This is a genomic window from Aeromonas sp. 102P, assembly GCF_051920345.1.
GTDB classification, from domain to species: domain Bacteria; phylum Pseudomonadota; class Gammaproteobacteria; order Enterobacterales; family Aeromonadaceae; genus Aeromonas; species Aeromonas veronii.
The window spans coordinates 4,173,510-4,190,439 of sequence record NZ_JBQBCZ010000001.1 but is presented as its reverse complement, the minus strand read 5'-3'; the positions used below and the strand labels follow the sequence as shown (position 1 = coordinate 4,190,439).

The following is a 16,930-nucleotide window of genomic DNA, read 5'->3' as shown; positions in this document are numbered from 1 at the left end:
CAGAACGGGGCGAGAGAGAAATTACAGTACGTATTTCACCAGCTCGATCTTGCCAAGGGCGTGGTACATCGCTTCGATGTGCTCTTTGCTCTGGGCAGTCACGGTCACGCGGACCGAGTGGTAGTTGCCCTTGGAGCTGGGCTGGACTGTCGGGCTGTAGGTGCCGGGGGCGTGCTGCTGCAGCACTTCAACCACCATTTCCGGCAGTGCCGGGTCGGCAACGCCGAGTACCTTGAACGGGAATTTGCAGGGAAACTCCAGCAGTTCATCAAACTTGGTATTCATTTACTCACCTTTTGCGTCATCACCGGGATGACTTCATCTTGGATGGCTAGTGGCCGATGGCCCGTGGAGGCCGCCATTTCAAGTCTATATGGGCACGGCTCATAACTATATGGGCGCTGCCCGGACCGGGATCAAGGCCAGGATCGGTCAGACAAGGATGGAAGTGCTGCTTTTTACCACAAATCAGGGTAAGGCGGAACCTGCAGTTTACAGGGTTATTCACTGCCTTTGCCGGTCACAGACAGCAGCGGCGCCTGTTGGCGCCGCTGTTTGGTGAGGATTGTGCGTTGGATTACTTGAACCAGCTGGTGACCAGCAGTACCAGGTAGTCCCACAGACGGCTCATCAAGCCACCTTCCTGCACCTCTTCCAGGGCAACCAGCGGCACCTGCTTGATCTCTTTGTCACCCTGTTTCAGGAACACGGTACCGACGCGCTGACCCTTGGCCAGCGGCGCTTTCAGCTCGCTGTCGAGCTGGAAGTCAGCCTTCAGGTTGTTGCCTTGACCGCGGGTGACCAGCACGGAGACATCTTTGTCGACGCCCAGTTTCACTTCCGGTTTGTCGCCCATCCAGATCTTCTGGGTGACCAGCTCGGTGCCTGCCTTGTACGGGGTCAGGCTCTGGAAGAAGCGGAAGCCATAGGTGAGCAGTTTTTTGCTCTCGGCGGCGCGGGAGGCTTCGCTGCTGGCGCCCAGTACCACGGCGATCAGGCGCATGCCTTCGTTGTTGGTGGCAGAGGAGACCAGGTTATAGCCGACCTGGCTGACGTGGCCGGTCTTGATGCCATCCACCTGCAGGGATTGATCCCACAGCAGGCGGTTGCGGTTGTGCTGAGTGATGCCGTTGAACACGAAGGATTTCTGGGAGTAGATCTTGTACTCCTCCGGCAGGTCGCGGATCAGCGCCTGACCCAGACGGGCCATGTCGTGAGCGGTACTGTAGTGACCTTCCGCATCCAGACCGTGCGGGTTCATGAAGTGGCTGTCATTCATGCCGAGCTTGGCGGCCCAGCTGTTCATCAGGCTGGCGAAGGAGTCGGTGCTGCCTGCCAGGAACTCGGCCATGGCGACACAGGCGTCGTTGCCGGACTGGATGATGATGCCCTTGTTGAGATCATCGACGGAGACCTGCTTGCCCACCTCGATAAACATCTTGGAGGAGTCGGAGTAGTTCTTGGACCAGGCGTTCTGGCTGATGGTCACCATGTCGGTGCGCTTGATGTTCCCCTTCAGCAGCTCCTGGCCGATGATGTAGGAGGTCATCATCTTGGTCAGACTGGCGGGCGGCAGACGCTCTTCGGCGTTCTGCTCGGCCAGCACCTGGCCGGAGTAGTAATCGATCAGAATATGGGCCTTGGCGGAGATCTCCGGCGCGGCGGGAACCACCATGGGCATGGCATTCGGGGTCGGTGTCGGCACCGGCGTATTGGCCTGGGCGGTTACGCTGATCAGTGAGGCCAGAAGAACTGAACGGGCAAATTTGGACATCTTGAAATTCCTGCGAGCCAGATGGGGATAAAATGCGGGCCTAACTATACCAGATGCGCCCGCAGGTTATAGCCCGAGATGGCGATCAGAACTGGTTTTTTATCCATCACTCCCTGTCATCACGCCATAAAACGACGTGATGACAGTGAGTAAGCGGTTAGTCACATCCGCAGCAAAGGCGGGCGATCAGGGCACGATAAAGGCCTGTTCCAGCCCGCCCTGACGTACTTTTTCCAGCACACTTGCCTGCTGGTCGGCGGCGACCGGGCCAATCAGCACCCGGAAAATGGCGCCATGAGCATCGATCCGGTAAGGCACGCCGTAACGCTGGGTCATCACCTTGCCCATTGCCTCGGCCCGATCCCGGGAGCCGCTGGCCAGTACCTGGATCATCTTGCCATCCCCACTGCTGGCAGGCGCTGCGGCCTTGGCCGGAGCTGACTTGACCGGTGCCGCTTTGGCGGGATTGGCCGCGGGCGCCTTGACTGGAGCGGGTTCGGCAGCGGGAGTGGCCATCGCCAGTGCGGTCGGTTCACCCAGGAAGCCATCTTGCGACAGCGTGTTGGAGGCCGCAGCCGGAGTGGTCGGGGTCATCTCGATGGGCTTCATCGGCTCCATGATCACCATCTGATCCGGGGTGTCGCTGATCAGCTCCAGCCGTACTCGGGCCTCACCGCTGTCGACCATCTCCAGCTGCTTGGCCGCAGCGTAGGAGAGGTCGATCAGACGCGGGCTGTTGAAGGGACCGCGATCGTTGATCCGCACAATGGTCTCCAGCCCGTTGTCCAGATTGGTGACCCGCACATAGCTCGGGATGGGCAGGTTGCGGTGGGCGGCGCTGAACAGCTTGCTGTCCAGCACATCGCCGTTGGCGGTCTTCTGGCCGTCCAGATCCGGCGACAACCAGCTGGCGGTGCCCTCTTCGCTGTAGTGTTTGATGTCGCGCCACACCTCGTGCTTCTGCTTGCCGATCCAGTAGTCCCGGTTGCCGCTGGCACTCAGGGGCTCGGGGCGCGGAATTGCGCCGGTGGCTTGCGGGATCTCGATAACGGGTGGCTTGCTGACCGGTGCTTGCGGCTCGACGGGGGCGCTCTGTTCCGGCTGGCTGCTACAGGCGGCCAGCAACAAGCTCAGGCTGAGCGGGAGGAGTTTGTGACGAAGATGCATACGCTTCCTGAATGGCTTGGCTAAGTTGATACACCGCCATCGCATAGAGTGGGCTGCGATTGTAACGGGTGATCACATAAAAGTTATGCCGTGCGACCCAGTATTCCGGTCCATCGGCTTGGGCAAACGCCAGCAACTTGACCGGCGTCTGTGGGGCCAGCGGCGTGGCGAGCTCAATCCCTGCCGCCGCCAGTTCTGACCACTGTTGTGTTAGCTCGGGCTCAGGCCTGAGTAGAGGTTCGACTGCCATCAACCCGATCTGGGCCGGTTCCACCACGGATTCGCCCCAGCGCCACTGGTGGCTGGCAAAATAGTTGGCCACGCTGCCGATGGCATCGACCGGGTTGGCAAACAGATCCCGCTTGCCATCCCCGTCAAAGTCGACGGCGTAGTGGCGATAGCTGGAGGGCATGAACTGCCCCATCCCCATGGCGCCGGCATAGGAGCCCTTGAGGGCATCGAGTTGCCACCCTTCCTCTTTGGCCAGCACCACCAGCTGGGCAAACTCCTTGGCAAAGAAGTCGCTGCGCTCCGGGTAGTGGAACCCCAGGGTGTAGAGGCTATCGAGCACCGGATGACGGCCCATCTGGCGACCGTAGAAGGTTTCTACCCCTATGATGGCCACGATGAGCGAGGCGGGCACCCGATAGGTCTGCTCCGCGCGGGCCAGTGTCTCGGCATGTTGCTGCCAGAACTGCTGGCCGTCACGGATGCGATCCGGGGTAACAAACAGCGGCCGGTAGCGATGCCAGGGCTTGGCCTCCCACGGCTTGCTGATGGTGTCGAGCACCTCCTGCCGTAACTGGGCGCGGGCGACCGCGGCCTGCAGCTCCGCCAGCGGCACCTGCTGCTGGTCGGCGAGCAGGGCCAACCGATCCGGCGACACGGCGGCGGTCGCCATCGTGGTGGCGAGGGAGAGCAGCAATCCAACCCGTCTCATCAGGCGAGCAGTCTTCTATGAGTCTGGATGGACATCAGGATACCGAATCCGGCCATCAGGGTCACCATGGAGGTACCGCCATAGCTCACCAGCGGCAGGGGCACCCCCACCACCGGCAGGATGCCGCTCACCATGCCCATGTTGACGAACACATAGACGAAGAAGGTGAGGGTGATGGCGCCGCCCAGCAGTCGCTCGAAGCTGTTCTGGGCCTGCATCGAGATAAACAGGCAGCGGCTGATGACGTAGAGGTAGAGCACCAGCAGCAGCGCTACCCCCACCAGACCGAACTCCTCGCTGAATACCGCGAAGATAAAGTCGGTATGCCGTTCTGGTAAAAACTCCAGCTGGGACTGGGTCCCTTGCAGCCACCCTTTGCCGAAGACGCCGCCGGAGCCGATGGCAATCTTGGACTGAATGATGTGATAGCCTCGGCCGAGTGGGTCTTTCTCCGGGTCGAGCAGCATCAGCACCCGCTGGCGCTGGTAGTCGTGCATCAGGAAGAACCAGAGCACCGGCATAAAGGCCAGCATCAGCAGGACCGCCAAGCCGATCAGCCACCAGCTGAGCCCCGCCAGGAAGATGACGAAGAAGCCTGAGGCGGCCACCAGAATGGAGGTGCCAAGGTCAGGCTGCGCGGCGATCAGCAGGGTGGGCAGCAGCACCATGATGAGGGCGATCACCACATGGCTGAACTTGGGGGGCAGCGAGTGGCGACTGAGCCAGGCGGCCACCATGATCGGCATGGAGAGCTTCATCACCTCGGAGGGCTGGAACTTCATAAAGCCCAGATCGAGCCAGCGCTGGGCCCCCTTGCCGATATGGCCGAACACGTCCACCGCAATCAGCATCAGCACCACCACGGCGAACAGCGGCACCGACCAGCGGGCGTAGAGGGAGGGGGGCAGCTGGGCCAGGCCGATCATCAGAGCAAAGGCGAGACCGCCGCGCACCAGCTGGCGCACGATGGAGTCCATATCCTGACCGGAGGCGGAGTAGAGCACCACCATGGAGAGGGTCATCACGGCCAGCAGACCGAGCAGCAGGGGCAAGTCGATATGCAGCTTGTACCAGATGCTCTGCTGGCGGGCAGAATTACTCATTGGGAGCGACCTCACTCGGTTGGGACTGCTTTTCCGGTGCCGGTGGCAGTTGCGGATCAGGGGGCAGCAGATAGGCATCCAGCATCTGGCGAGCAATGGGCGATGCAGCTCGACCACCACCACCTCCAATGGAGTTTTCCAGTACCAGAGCTACCACCGCTTTGGGCGCCTCGAAGGGGGCATAAGCAACGAACAAAGCGTTATCGCGATGCTCCGCCTTGACCGTCTTGATGTTGTAAACCTGATTTTCCTTCAAACCGACTACCTGGGCTGTGCCCGATTTGCCGCCTGAGGAATAAGGCGCCTTGGCAAACGAGTGACGGCCACTGCCTTCACTGCCATGGTTGACTCGCCACATCCCATCCTGCGCCACTTTCCAGAAGCTGTCGTTCTTGAGCTTGAGGGCGATATTGGGGTTGATGGGGGCATCGACCACCCCCGCCTGGGAGGCTGTACTCTTGAGCAAGTGCGGGGTGACGTCGTGACCATTCTGGGTCAGGATGCTGATCGCCTTGGCCAGTTGGAGCGGGGTGGCGCTCCAGTAGCCCTGACCGATACCGACAGAGATGGTGTCACCCTGATACCAGGGCTGGCGCCAACGGGCCATCTTCCAGTCACGGGACGGCATGACCCCCTTGGTCTCTTCATAGAGATCGACCCCGGTGTACTGACCGAAGCCAAACTTGGTCATGTAGCTGTGGATCTTGTCGATGCCGACTCGATAGGCGAGATCGTAGAAGTAGGTATCTGCCGAGACCTCGATGGCGCGATAGACGTCGAGCCAGCCATGACCCCAGCGGCGCCAGTCGCGAAACTTCTTGGTGGTACCGGGAATGGAGAAGCTCGGGCCGCCGAAATAGCGGTAGCCCGGGGTAATGGCCCCCTCGTTGAGACCCATGATGGACATCATGGGCTTGACGGTGGAGGCAGGGGCATAAATGCCCTGAGTGGTGCGGTTCACCAGCGGCCGCGCCGGATCGTTGAGCAGCGCCGAGTAGTTGGCGCTGGAGATACCGGTCACGAACAGGTTGGGGTCATAGCTCGGGCTCGACTCCAGGGCCAGGATGGCGCCGGTTTTCGGGTCCATCATCACGATGGCTCCGCGCTGGCCAGCCAGCAGTTGCTGGGCCTTGAGCTGCATCCGGACGTCGATATTGAGGTAGATATCCTTGCCCGGAATAGGCGGCTGGAACTTGAGGGTGCGGACAATCCGGCCGCGGTTGTTCACCTCGACCTCCTGATAGCCCGCCACACCGTGCAGCTCATCCTCGTAATACTTCTCCACTCCCTGCTTGCCGATATCCTTGGTGGCCGCGTAGTTGGCGAGTTTTTCTTCCTTCTCGAGGCGCTCCACGTCACGGGTGTTGATCTTGGCCACATAGCCCAAAGCATGGGTGAGGGTGTCACCAAACGGGTAGTAGCGTTTGAGGTAGGCCTCGATGCTGGCACCCGGGTAGTTGTGCTGGTTGACCGAGAAGAGGGCCACCTGATATTCGGTCAGCTTCTCGTAGAGGGCGACCGGCTTGAAGCGGCGCTGGCGCTTCACTTCGGCGAGGAACTTCTCCTTGGTGCCTTCCGGCAGACCCAGCAGGGTGATCAGCTGGTCGGCGGTTTTTTCGAGATCCTTGGTCTCTTCCGGCACGATTTCCAGACTGTAGACTGGGCGGTTTTCCGCCAGCAGCACACCGTTGGTGTCATAGATGAGGCCCCGTGGCGGTGCCACCGGCACCACGCGGATTCGGTTGGAGTTGGAGCGAGTCTGGTAGGTGTCGTAGGACTCGACCTGCAGATAATAGAGATTGCCCAGCAGCACCAGCATCAGCACGACGATACCGATGTAGGCTACCAAGGTGCGCCGGAAGAACAGATTGCCCTCGGCACTGTGATCGCGCATTTCGATGCGTTGTTTCAGCATGCCTTTACCTCAAGACCCTTGGGGGCAATAAGAGCAGGAACTGCATTGTTCACTCTCTGTGATAGGGGTGAATATGAGAGGTGAGACTCCAGAGACGCATGGCTCACTCTCTATGATACGGATGATTGGTGGTGATGCTCCAGGCCCGATAGAGGCTCTCGGCCACCAGCACCCGCACCAGCGGATGGGGCAGGGTGAGCGGTGACAGTGACCAGCTCTGTTCGGCGGCAGCCTTGCATTCGGGGGACAAACCTTCCGGCCCGCCTACCAGCAGGGCCACATCGCGGCCATCGAGTTTCCACGCCTCCAGCTGGGTAGCCAGCTGCTCCGTGGTCCAGGGCTTGCCCGGAATGTCGAGGGTGACGATGCGCGAGCGCCCCGCAGCCGCCAGCATGGCTTCCCCTTCCTTCTGCAGGATGCGGGGAATGTCGGCATTTTTGCCCCGTTTGCCTGCGCCGATCTCGACGAGTTCAAACGGCATGTCTTTGGGGAAGCGGCGACGATACTCTTCGAAGCCATGCTCTACCCAGGCGGGCATCTTGGTACCCACCGCAATCAACTGGATCTTCATGGTCGTTACACTTGTGCTCTTATTGCGTATTCATTTGAGCGGCACCGCTCCACAGCTTTTCCAGTTGGTAGAAGTCACGGTGTTCATCCTGCATCACATGCACGATCACCGAGCCCATATCTACCAGCACCCATTCACCGCTCAGTTGCCCTTCCACGCTCAGCAGATCCAGACCCGCGTGGCGGGCCTCGCTGGCCAGATGGTGGGCAATGGCGCTGACGTGACGACTGGAGTTGCCGGAACAGATGATCATGGTGTCAGTAATGCTGGATTTGCCGCGTACATCGAGGGTGATGATGTCGCGGCCTTTCATGTCATCGATCTTGTCGATGATAAAGGCATGCAATTCTTGGCCTTGCAATGAGTCTCTCCTGTATTCCGGCGCGCAGCGTTTGCGTCAGGGCGGCGGATTATATCATGGTCACTCCCGTTTCCCATCGGGTGGGGCGGGATTACGACAGGGGCTAGCGGCGGTTGGCGCGGTAGAGCCCCTGTTGATCAATATAGTGCGCAACCGACTCGGGCAAGAGGTAGCGGGTGTCTTTCCCCCCATCCAGCAAGGCCCGCAGTCGGGTGGCTGACAGTTCGATGGGCTGGTTGTCCGCCAGCCAGATATGACCGACCAGACGCTGATGCAGCGCGTTGGCATCCGCGGTGTGATGGCGCGCCAGCAGCTGCGCCACCTCGGTCGGATAATCCGGTTGCCAGCCCGGCCGCACGCTCACCACCAGATGGGCATGGTCGAGCAGCTCCTGCCAGCGGTGCCAGCTTGGCAGGCTCAGCAGGGAATCCATCCCCATCAGAAAACAGAGCGGCGTATCGGGCAGTTCACGACGCAGCTCGATAAGGGTCTCGATGGTGTAAGAGGGCTTGTCCCGTCTCAGCTCCCGCTCATCTACCACAAAGTGGTGGTTCTCTGCCGCCGCCAGTTTGACCATGGCGAGGCGCTGTTCGCTTGAGCAGAACGGATTGGCACGGTGGGGCGGGATATGGTTCGGGATCAGCCGCATTTCGGCCAGCCCGAGAGCATCGCGCGCCTCGATGGCCGGGCGCAGATGGCCGATATGGATAGGATCGAACGTGCCTCCCAGCAGGCCAATGGGCGCTTTCAGCACGGGCTGCTCTCCATCACCAGCGGCAGCGGGGTGCCATCACGAAAGCCGAGGGCAATGGTCTGCAGCATCAGCCACGCCTGTTCGGTATCGAAGCGGCGCTGGGCGTCGTCCAGCTGGGCCATCAGCTGCCACAGTTGCTGCAACTTGGCAAACGGCAGGCGGGTCAGTGCTTGCTGAATGAGCTGCTGGCGGCTCTGCCAGATGCGCAGGCGGCTGAAGTGCTCCCCCAGCGGCTGGCCGTTGCGCATCGCCAGCGAGAGTTCGGTCAGCTGCTCCAGCTCGCGGCAAAGGGTCCAGGCCAGCATCCCCGGCTCGGTACCTTCGGCCCGCAGAGCTGCCAGAATGCGCTGGGCCCGGTTCACCTTGCCCTCCAGCAGGGTATCGACCAGCTGGAACGGGGTGAAGTGGGCGTGGCGGATAATGGTCTCTTGCAGATAGGTGACGCTGATGGGCTGGGGCGGCGAGAGCAGGGTCAGCTTCTCGATCTCCTGGCTGGCGGCCAGCAGGTTGCCCTCGTAGGAGTGGCACATGAAGTTGATGGCATCCGGCAGCGCCTTGAGGCCGAAACGCGCAAAACGGGCGCTCATCCAGCGCGGGAAGAACTTGGGTTCCGGATGGTTGACCGGCACATAGGTGCCAATCTGGTAGAGCTTGTCGAACCAGGCTGCCTTCATCTGGGTCTGGTTGAGGCGACCGCCACTCAGCACCAGCAGCAGGTCGGGATGAAGCTGCTTGCCAATTTCGCTGATGCGGGCGGCCAGATCCTTGTCCACCTTGGCGGGCAGCTCCAGCTCGATGATCTGACGGGCGGAGAAGAGGCTCATGGCCTGACAGGCATCGTAGACCTGATTCCAGTCCAGCCCCTGTTCCACCACGAAGGTGTGGCGCTCATCGAAACCCTGCTTGCGGGCGACCTGACGGATGGCATCGATGGCCTCCAGTCGCAGCAGGGGCTCGTCGCCAAAAACGAGATAGCAGGGCCGAAGCCCTGCTTTGAGGTGGTCACCAAATTGCTCAGGGTAGACTCTCATCAAAGTACTCGCATCAGAAGCTGACCTGACTCAACTGCCGGATCACCTGATTGGCCGCCTGCTCCTGCATCTCGCGGTTGAGCTGCTCCTGCTCACGGGAGGAGGCGAGCGCTGCATCCGGCTTGTTGAGGAAGCTGCGGTTGAAGTTGATGGGGAAGACCTGAGTTGGCTTGCCAGGTACCGAGATGGTGAACTGGGTACCAAAGCCCAGCACATATTCGGTGTCCGTCCCCAGCGCGTTGACCGAGGCGACCTGACTGGTGCTGCCTACGCCGCCCAGAGTGAGCACCGGAATGCCCTCCTTGTCGGCCAGGGTCACGCCAGAGGCCTTCAGGCGGGTGGTAACCATCCGGTAGAAGTCGCTCTTGTTGTCGCCCACGACCTTCATGGTCATCAGCTCGCTCGGAATGCCGTTGCCGCGCATGTGAAAGCCACAGCCTTGCAGCAGCAGACCAGCCAGCACGATGGCCATCCAGCGGGTGAAGATGGTGCCCATAGAAAATCCTCTTTGCATTAAGGGAAAGCGGCGGGCGCAAGGCCCGCCGTTATCATCCGTTTGCTGTCACAGATTGGCAATGATCAGTTGGCAGCCAATTAGTTAGCGACAATGTTGAGCAGCTTGCCCGGTACATAGATCACCTTGCGCACGGTCAGGCCGTCGGTGAACTTCTGCACGGAGGCATCGGCCATCGCCAGCTTCTCGACATCGGCCTGGCTGATCTCGGCCGGCACGGTCAGTTTGCCGCGCATCTTGCCGTTGATCTGCACCACCACCAGCTTCTCGGTCTCGACCATGGCCGCTTCATCGGCCACCGGCCAGGCTGCGTGATCGATGTCGTCCCCCTTGCCCAGCATCTTCCACAGCTCGAAGCCGATGTGAGGGGTGATGGGGTAGAGCATGACCACCACGGCTTCCAGCGCTTCCTGCATCAGGGCGCGGTCCTGCTCGTCGTTGCCCAGCTTGGAGAGATTGTTCATCAGCTCCATGATGGCGGCGATGGCGGTGTTGAAGGTCTGACGGCGACCCACGTCATCACTCACCTTGGCGATGGTCTTGTGCAGTTCACGGCGTACCGCTTTCTGCTCGTTGGTGAGAGCCGCTACATCGAGTGCGGCAACGGCGCCACCGGAAACGTGTTCGAAGGTGACGCGCCACAGGCGACGCAGGAAGCGCTGGGCCCCCTCTACGCCGGAGTCGGACCACTCCAGGGTCATCTCGGCCGGCGAGGCGAACATCATGAACAGACGGACGGTATCGGCGCCATAACGCTCGACCATCAGCTGCGGGTCGATGCCGTTGTTCTTGGACTTGGACATCTTGGTCATGCCGGAGTGGAGCACTTCACGGCCTTCGTTGTCGATGGCCTTGGTGATGCGACCCTTCTCGTCACGCTCGACCTTGACGTCGGTCGGGCTGACCCAGACGTTGCCGCCCTTCTCGTCTTTGTAGTAGAAGGCGTCGGCCAGCACCATGCCCTGGCAGAGCAGGCGCTTGAACGGCTCGTCGCTGTTGACCAGACCCGCGTCACGCAGCAGCTTGTGGAAGAAGCGGGCGTAGAGCAGGTGCATACAGGCGTGCTCGATGCCGCCGATATACTGATCCACCGGCAGCCAGTGGTTGGCAGCCGCCGGATCCAGCATGCCCTTGTCGTAGTCCGGGGAGCAGTAGCGGGCGTAGTACCAGGAGGACTCCATAAAGGTATCGAAGGTATCGGTCTCGCGGAACGCTTCCTGACCGTTGTAGGTGGTCTTGGCCCACTCGGCGTCGGCCTTGATCGGGCTCTGGATGCCGTCCATCACCACATCTTCCGGCAGCAGTACCGGCAGTTGATCTTCCGGCGTCGGCACTACTGTGCCGTCAGCCAGGGTCAGCATCGGGATGGGGGCGCCCCAGTAACGCTGACGGGAGACACCCCAGTCACGCAAACGGTAGTTGACGGTGCGCTTGCCCTTGCCGAGCCCTTCCAGCTTGCTGGCGATGGCATCGAAGGCGCCCTGGAAGTCGAGACCGTCGAACTCGCCAGAGTTGAACAGCACGCCCTTCTCGGTGTAAGCCGCTTCGCTCACGTCGACGTCGCCATCAACCGGCTTGATGACCGCCTTGATGTCGAGGCCATATTTGGTGGCGAACTCGAAGTCACGCTGATCGTGGGCTGGTACTGCCATGACGGCGCCGGTGCCGTAGTTCATCAGCACGAAGTTGGCGACCCAGACCGGTACCTTGCGGCCATCCAGCGGGTGAATGGCATAGAGGCCGGTGGCCATGCCCTTCTTCTCCATGGTGGCCAGCTCGGCTTCGGCTACCTTGGTGTTCTTGCACTCTTCGATAAAGGCGGCCAGCTCCGGATTGTTCTGGGCTGCTTGCAGCGCCAGCGGGTGACCGGCAGCGATACCAACATAGGTGACGCCCATGAAGGTGTCCGGACGGGTGGTGTAGACCTCCAGCTGCTCAGCCTGACCCTCGATAGCGAAGCTGATGTTGACCCCTTCGGAGCGGCCAATCCAGTTGCGCTGCATGGTCTTGACCATCTCCGGCCAGCCTTCCAGATTGTCGATGTCGTTGAGCAGCTCTTCGGCGTAGTCGGTGATCTTGATGAACCACTGGGGGATCTCTTTCTGCTCCACCGGAGTGTCACAGCGCCAGCAGCAGTTGTCGACCACCTGTTCGTTGGCCAGCACTGTCATGTCGTTCGGGCACCAGTTGACGGAAGAGGTCTTCTTGTAGACCAGGCCCTTCTCGTAGAGCTTGGTGAAGAACCACTGCTCCCAGCGGTAGTAATCCGGTTTGCAGGTGGCGATTTCACGATCCCAGTCATAACCCAGACCCAGCATCTTCAGCTGGTTCTTCATGTATTCGATGTTTTCGTAGGTCCAGGGCGCCGGTGCGGTATTGTTTTTTATCGCGGCGTTCTCGGCCGGCAGACCGAATGCATCCCAACCTATGGGTTGCAGCACGTTCTTGCCATTGAGGCGTTGATAACGGGAGATCACATCACCTATGGTGTAGTTACGAACGTGCCCCATGTGTAGTCGACCAGACGGATAGGGGAACATGGACAGGCAGTAGAACTTCTCCTTGTCTACCTTCTCCACGGCCTTGAAGGTTTTCTTGGCATCCCAGTGCTTTTGCACTGCTGGTTCGATTGATTGGGGAACGTATTGCTCTTGCATTGGTGACATCCGGATCTGTGAAATGAATAGATAAATCAGCTGGGAAATCGCAATAGAATACCCATATCCTGCGGCGGCAACAACCGCCAGCGTCCCTTGGGCCTTAAGCCGGGCCAGATCAGGGTTTAGTAGAGGAGTTAGAGCCATGGACAAACGTCAAAAAGGGTACGAAGCCTTCATTGCCGAGCTGCAAAAACAGTGGCAAGAGACTGAAGAGTTCCAGGGGGAGCGCCTCAACCGGATGATTGCCAAGGTGCAGGCCTATCTGGAGGCTGCCAGCGACCTGACTCAGGACGAACTGGCGCTCATTGCCGAGTACGTGAAGCGGGATCTGGGCAACTATGACGAGGGGCGCCATGACGATAGTGCACAGGTGGAAGAGTCTGCCTTTATGCTGGCCCTCAAAGACACCGCCTGGTCCTGGCTGGCGGATGTGACCGACCGCGCCCAGGTGGAGTGGCGCGAGCTGGCCGACGAGCTGGAGCACAAGGGTGTTTACGAAGCGGGTGACTGGGTAGGGCTCGGGGTCATGGTGTGCGACCAGTGTGGCTGGCGCCATACCGTGCTGCATCCCCAGCAGCTTGATACTTGCCCCGAGTGCGGCTGCGCCGAGTATCACCGCGAGCCGCTTTCACCCTGAGTTTGAAAAGCTTATTGAACGACGTAGTTCGATACCGCAGCGTTGGTGTGAATTGAGAAAACACAATGTGAGGATGCAGTGCAGTGACGCAGATTTTTTTCAAGCCGTATATTGGCGACAAGTATTACGAAAGCCATTACGGTGTGCGAGTAATGGTTCTTGGTGAATCTCATTATGGTGATGCGGAAGATCTTTCTCCCGATTACACACAATTCGTTGTTAACGAACATGCTTTTTGTGCTGGGTCACCTTTTTTCACCAAGCTTACGAAGCTATTACGCTGTGAAGCAGGAGCGGTAAGTATTGAAGAGCGGCATGAAACATGGAGGCATGTTGCTTTTTATAACTACATTCAAGAGTTTGTTGGGGATGTAGGCCGTATCCGACCAACTACTGCAATGTGGGTGCGGGCTGTTTGTGCTTTGAAAGTGGTTGTGCAGGAACTACAGCCAGATGTGATCCTTGTTTTGGGGCATCAAATGTGGGAGCAGTTGCCTGAATTGCCTGAATTGCCTGTTGAATGGGCATGCGTTAAACATCCTAGTGGTGGAATGTCTTATGCCGATGCAATCCCTGAGTTTCTGGGCGCAATAGAAAGGGCACAAAAGCAATCAGCTAAAAAATCTGCTGCGTTTGTAGAATGAGATAAATAGCAAAAAGGCGCCATCAGGCGCCTTTTTCTTGCTTGCAGGTTTCGTCGGGACGTTTACTTGCCCGCGACGGAGAGGCCGCCAAAACGGATCTGCGGGGCGTAGAAGCCCTTGCCATCGTTGTGGTGCAGGGTGTCACCGACCGCTTCCAGCTCGCCCAGCAGGCGGTAGAAGTTGCCTGCTACCGTGATGCCGCGCACTGGCTGCAGTCGCACCCCATCGCGGCAGAGGAAGCCCGACGCGCCAAAGGAGAAGTCACCGCTCACCGCATCGGCACCGGAGTGCAGGCCGTCCAGCTTGACCAGCTCCAGATAGTCACCGCTCTGCACCTCCGCTTCACAGTGAGGGCCCGCGCCAAACACCAGATGGCGAGCGGTCACATCGAGGGCGCTGCGGGCACCGCGAGCGGCCGAGCCGTTGCTGGCGACGCCAAAGTGGCGGGCGGTGGCGCTGTTGTGGAGCAGGGTTTTCAGCTCCCCTTCGCCAATCAGCAGCAGATCCGAGCTGGCAGCTCCCTCGCCATCAAACGCCTTGATGTTCATGCCGCCAGGCATATAGACCCGGCTCTCCAGAGTAAGCCAGCGTGACGCCACGCTCTGGCCGACCTTGCTGCGCCAGGGGTTGATCCCTTGTTGGGCCCACTTGCCCGACAGCACACCCTGAAAGCAGCCAAACAGGCTGGCGAAGCAGTTGGTGCTAAAGATGACGCTGTAGCGACCGCTCGGCACTGCTTCACCGGGCAGTAGTCCATCGGCGATGGCGTAGATCTGCTCGATCAGGGCCTGACTATCCAGCTCGTCGAAGCGACGGCCATACTGCCCCTGCGAGTGCATCGACTGGCGGCCATCCCGTTCCACCAGCGCCGAGGTGTAGCAGCCGACGCTGAACTCGCCGTGCTGGCAGAGGGTGCCCTGACTGTTGGCGAGCCAGAGCTGGCTCTCCCCTTCAAAGAAGCTGTTGTAGGGGGCGCCGCTCACATCGGGCATGGCCAGCATGTCTGATTCGAGGCGCAGGGCCAGAGCGATCTTCTCCTCAACCGCCGTGGTATCGGGCTGGTTGATCTCGGCGCAATCTGTGGTGATCCGGCTATTGGCCACCGAGATGCGCTGATCCGGGTCAACTTTGGCAAAGCGGCTGGCATCGAGCGCATCTTGCAGCATGGCATCCAGCGCCAGCTCATCGAGCGCTTCCGAGTAGGCGATGCCGACCCGACCCTCTTTGATCAGGCGAATACCGAGTTGCTGACTGCTGGTGACCTTGTATTCCCCCAGCTCGCCCTTGTCTGCCTTGAGGGAGAAGGCCTTCTCCTGATTGGCGATGATGTCTGCCTCGGCGTTGAGGTCGGCCACCTTGTCGAGCAGGCGGGTGAGCAGTTGGTTCATGTCGAGCTGGCTCATCAGGCGTTCCCTCCCACCAGAATATTGTCCGCTTTCAGCGCCGGCTGGCCCACCGAGGTGGGGACCGAGCCCGAGACCGAGCCGCACATGCCGGCGGCCAGTGCCAGATTGCGGCCCACCATGGAGATCTCTTTGAGCACCTGCGGGCCGGTACCGATCAGGGTGGCTGACTTGAGCGGCTTGGTGATTTTGCCGTGCTCGATGAGGTAGGCCTCCTGCACATTGAAGTTGAACTCGCCGGTGCCGGGCTGTACCGAACCGCCCCCCATCTTCTTGGCATAGATGCCGTGCTCCACCGTGGCCAGCATATCATCGAGGCTGTGGTTGCCCGGTTCGATATAGGTGTTGCGCATGCGCGAGGTGGGGGCGTACTTGTAGGATTCGCGCCGCCCGGAGCCGGTGCGGGCGTAGCCCGTCTTGAGGGCCCCCATTCTGTCCACCAGAAAACCGGTCAGTACGCCGTCCTTGATGAGCTGGGTATGCTGGGTCGCCATCCCCTCGTCATCGACGTTGATGGAGCCCCAGGCGTTGCTCTGCAAGCCTTCATCCACCGCATTGACCACCGGATTGGCGATGAGCTGGCCCATCTTGTCGTGGAACACCGACGCCTTTTTGGCTACCGAGGTGGTCTCCAGCAGGTGGCCGCACGCCTCGTGGAAGATGACGCCGCCAAAGCCGTTCTCCATGATGACCGGCAGGGTGCCGCTCGGACAGGGAGCCGCGCCCAGCTTCACCAGTGCCTGACGGGTGGCGGTGAGGGCCAGCTCGCGCGGATCGATGCGATCGGCATGCTCCCAGCCCATCAGGGCGCCGGGAGCCTCGTAACCGACGCTCTGCTCGCTCCCTTCCATGGCGATGGTCTGGGCCATTATGCGGTTGTAGTGGCGGCGATCGGCTACTTGCAGCCCTTCGCTGTTGAAGATTTCCACCTCCTGCTCCCAGCCCAGCACGTTGCCGGAGAACTGGCTCACTTTGTCGCTCTCAGCACGGGCCGCCGCATCCATGGCGTGCAGATAGGCGATCTTCTGCTCCAGCAGCTTGTCTGCCGACAGCGGCAGCGCCACCGGGTTGCGATCGCTCAGGCGGGTGAAATCGAAGGCGGTGGCGGTCACCACTGGGTCGCGGCGGTCTTTGGCCGCCAGCAGGGTGACGATGCGCAGCAGTTCGTCGCGGCTGGCCAGATTGGTGTAGCCGTAGAGCACCTTGTGGCCGTAACAGAGGCGCACGCCGATACCGAAATCGAGGCCGCCGCTGATGTTCTCTATCTGGCTGGAGAGCAGGCTGAGCTGGCTACGGCGCTTGCGCTCCACAAACAGTTCGGCGAAATCGGCACCCAGCGCCAGCGCGTGATCGAGTATGTCACGGGCGATGGCGGGGGCCAACAGGGAGAATGGAGTCATAGAATATCCTTTTCTGGTCTGTCCGTTTGCTTCCGACATCCGGCTCTGATTGTTAT

16 protein-coding genes are annotated in these 16,930 nt (G+C 60.3%); 2 read left to right on the top strand and 14 right to left on the bottom strand.

The features are described 5' to 3' along the window. Positions 1 to 21 precede the first annotated feature (21 nt). From ybeD to leuS, 12 genes are all read right to left on the bottom strand, one after another. Positions 22 to 285, bottom strand: coding sequence for a DUF493 family protein YbeD (gene ybeD / locus ACTG1K_RS19670; RefSeq protein ID WP_005335178.1), 264 nt, complete (start codon positions 283 to 285; stop codon positions 22 to 24). Positions 286 to 577: 292 nt separating this feature from the next. After that, the gene (locus tag ACTG1K_RS19665) at positions 578 to 1,774 is read right to left on the bottom strand and encodes a D-alanyl-D-alanine carboxypeptidase family protein (RefSeq protein WP_005335176.1); all 1,197 of its coding nucleotides are present in this window, start codon (positions 1,772 to 1,774) and stop codon (positions 578 to 580) included. Positions 1,775 to 1,960: 186 nt separating this feature from the next. After that, positions 1,961 to 2,941 (bottom strand): septal ring lytic transglycosylase RlpA family protein, encoded by a 981-nt coding sequence (locus ACTG1K_RS19660; protein WP_279491241.1) that lies wholly within the window; start codon positions 2,939 to 2,941, stop codon positions 1,961 to 1,963. Beyond that, positions 2,883 to 3,881, bottom strand: a complete 999-nt coding sequence (gene mltB, locus ACTG1K_RS19655) for a lytic murein transglycosylase B (RefSeq protein ID WP_181223067.1) — start codon at positions 3,879 to 3,881, stop codon at positions 2,883 to 2,885. The genes ACTG1K_RS19660 and mltB overlap by 59 nt, the downstream gene beginning before the upstream one ends. Further along, positions 3,881 to 4,984, bottom strand: a complete 1,104-nt coding sequence (rodA, locus tag ACTG1K_RS19650; protein ID WP_005335170.1) for a rod shape-determining protein RodA — start codon at positions 4,982 to 4,984, stop codon at positions 3,881 to 3,883. The genes mltB and rodA overlap by 1 nt, the downstream gene beginning before the upstream one ends. Next, complete coding sequence (gene mrdA / locus ACTG1K_RS19645) at positions 4,977 to 6,899, bottom strand: penicillin-binding protein 2 (RefSeq protein ID WP_139442252.1); 1,923 nt, start codon at positions 6,897 to 6,899, stop codon at positions 4,977 to 4,979. The genes rodA and mrdA overlap by 8 nt, the downstream gene beginning before the upstream one ends. Before the next feature lie 103 nt (positions 6,900 to 7,002). Then, positions 7,003 to 7,470, bottom strand: a complete 468-nt coding sequence (gene rlmH / locus ACTG1K_RS19640) for a 23S rRNA (pseudouridine(1915)-N(3))-methyltransferase RlmH (RefSeq protein WP_005335166.1) — start codon at positions 7,468 to 7,470, stop codon at positions 7,003 to 7,005. Between the two features lie 19 nt (positions 7,471 to 7,489). Further along, positions 7,490 to 7,831, bottom strand: a complete 342-nt coding sequence (gene rsfS / locus ACTG1K_RS19635) for a ribosome silencing factor (RefSeq protein ID WP_005335165.1) — start codon at positions 7,829 to 7,831, stop codon at positions 7,490 to 7,492. Positions 7,832 to 7,934: 103 nt separating this feature from the next. Continuing rightward, the gene (nadD, locus tag ACTG1K_RS19630) at positions 7,935 to 8,585 is read right to left on the bottom strand and encodes a nicotinate-nucleotide adenylyltransferase (protein ID WP_440006464.1); all 651 of its coding nucleotides are present in this window, start codon (positions 8,583 to 8,585) and stop codon (positions 7,935 to 7,937) included. Next, on the bottom strand, positions 8,579 to 9,616 hold the full coding sequence (gene holA / locus ACTG1K_RS19625; RefSeq protein WP_005354117.1) for a DNA polymerase III subunit delta: 1,038 nt from the start codon (positions 9,614 to 9,616) through the stop codon (positions 8,579 to 8,581). Before holA ends, nadD begins: the two co-directional genes overlap by 7 nt. 13 nt (positions 9,617 to 9,629) lie before the next feature. Beyond that, the gene (locus tag ACTG1K_RS19620) at positions 9,630 to 10,112 is read right to left on the bottom strand and encodes an LPS-assembly lipoprotein LptE (protein WP_005335160.1); all 483 of its coding nucleotides are present in this window, start codon (positions 10,110 to 10,112) and stop codon (positions 9,630 to 9,632) included. Positions 10,113 to 10,210: 98 nt separating this feature from the next. After that, positions 10,211 to 12,787, bottom strand: a complete 2,577-nt coding sequence (leuS, locus tag ACTG1K_RS19615) for a leucine--tRNA ligase (RefSeq protein ID WP_319920089.1) — start codon at positions 12,785 to 12,787, stop codon at positions 10,211 to 10,213. Positions 12,788 to 12,932: 145 nt separating this feature from the next. On the opposite strand from leuS, the gene ACTG1K_RS19610 reads away from it, so the two are divergent. Beyond that, positions 12,933 to 13,427, top strand: a complete 495-nt coding sequence (locus tag ACTG1K_RS19610) for a zinc ribbon-containing protein (RefSeq protein WP_005335155.1) — start codon at positions 12,933 to 12,935, stop codon at positions 13,425 to 13,427. Positions 13,428 to 13,510: 83 nt separating this feature from the next. Beyond that, positions 13,511 to 14,071 carry a hypothetical protein gene (locus ACTG1K_RS19605; RefSeq protein ID WP_440006461.1) on the top strand — a complete coding sequence of 187 codons (561 nt, stop codon included), beginning with the start codon at positions 13,511 to 13,513 and terminating at the stop codon, positions 14,069 to 14,071. A 62-nt stretch (positions 14,072 to 14,133) separates the two neighbouring features. Here ACTG1K_RS19605 and ACTG1K_RS19600 read toward each other — a convergent pair whose 3' ends face one another. Both ACTG1K_RS19600 and ACTG1K_RS19595 read right to left on the bottom strand, forming a co-directional pair. Beyond that, positions 14,134 to 15,474: a TldD/PmbA family protein gene (locus ACTG1K_RS19600; RefSeq protein ID WP_440006459.1), complete on the bottom strand. Its 1,341-nt coding sequence runs from the start codon at positions 15,472 to 15,474 to the stop codon at positions 14,134 to 14,136. Next, positions 15,474 to 16,874, bottom strand: coding sequence for a TldD/PmbA family protein (locus ACTG1K_RS19595; protein ID WP_440006457.1), 1,401 nt, complete (start codon positions 16,872 to 16,874; stop codon positions 15,474 to 15,476). The genes ACTG1K_RS19600 and ACTG1K_RS19595 overlap by 1 nt, the downstream gene beginning before the upstream one ends. Positions 16,875 to 16,930: the final 56 nt, after the last annotated feature.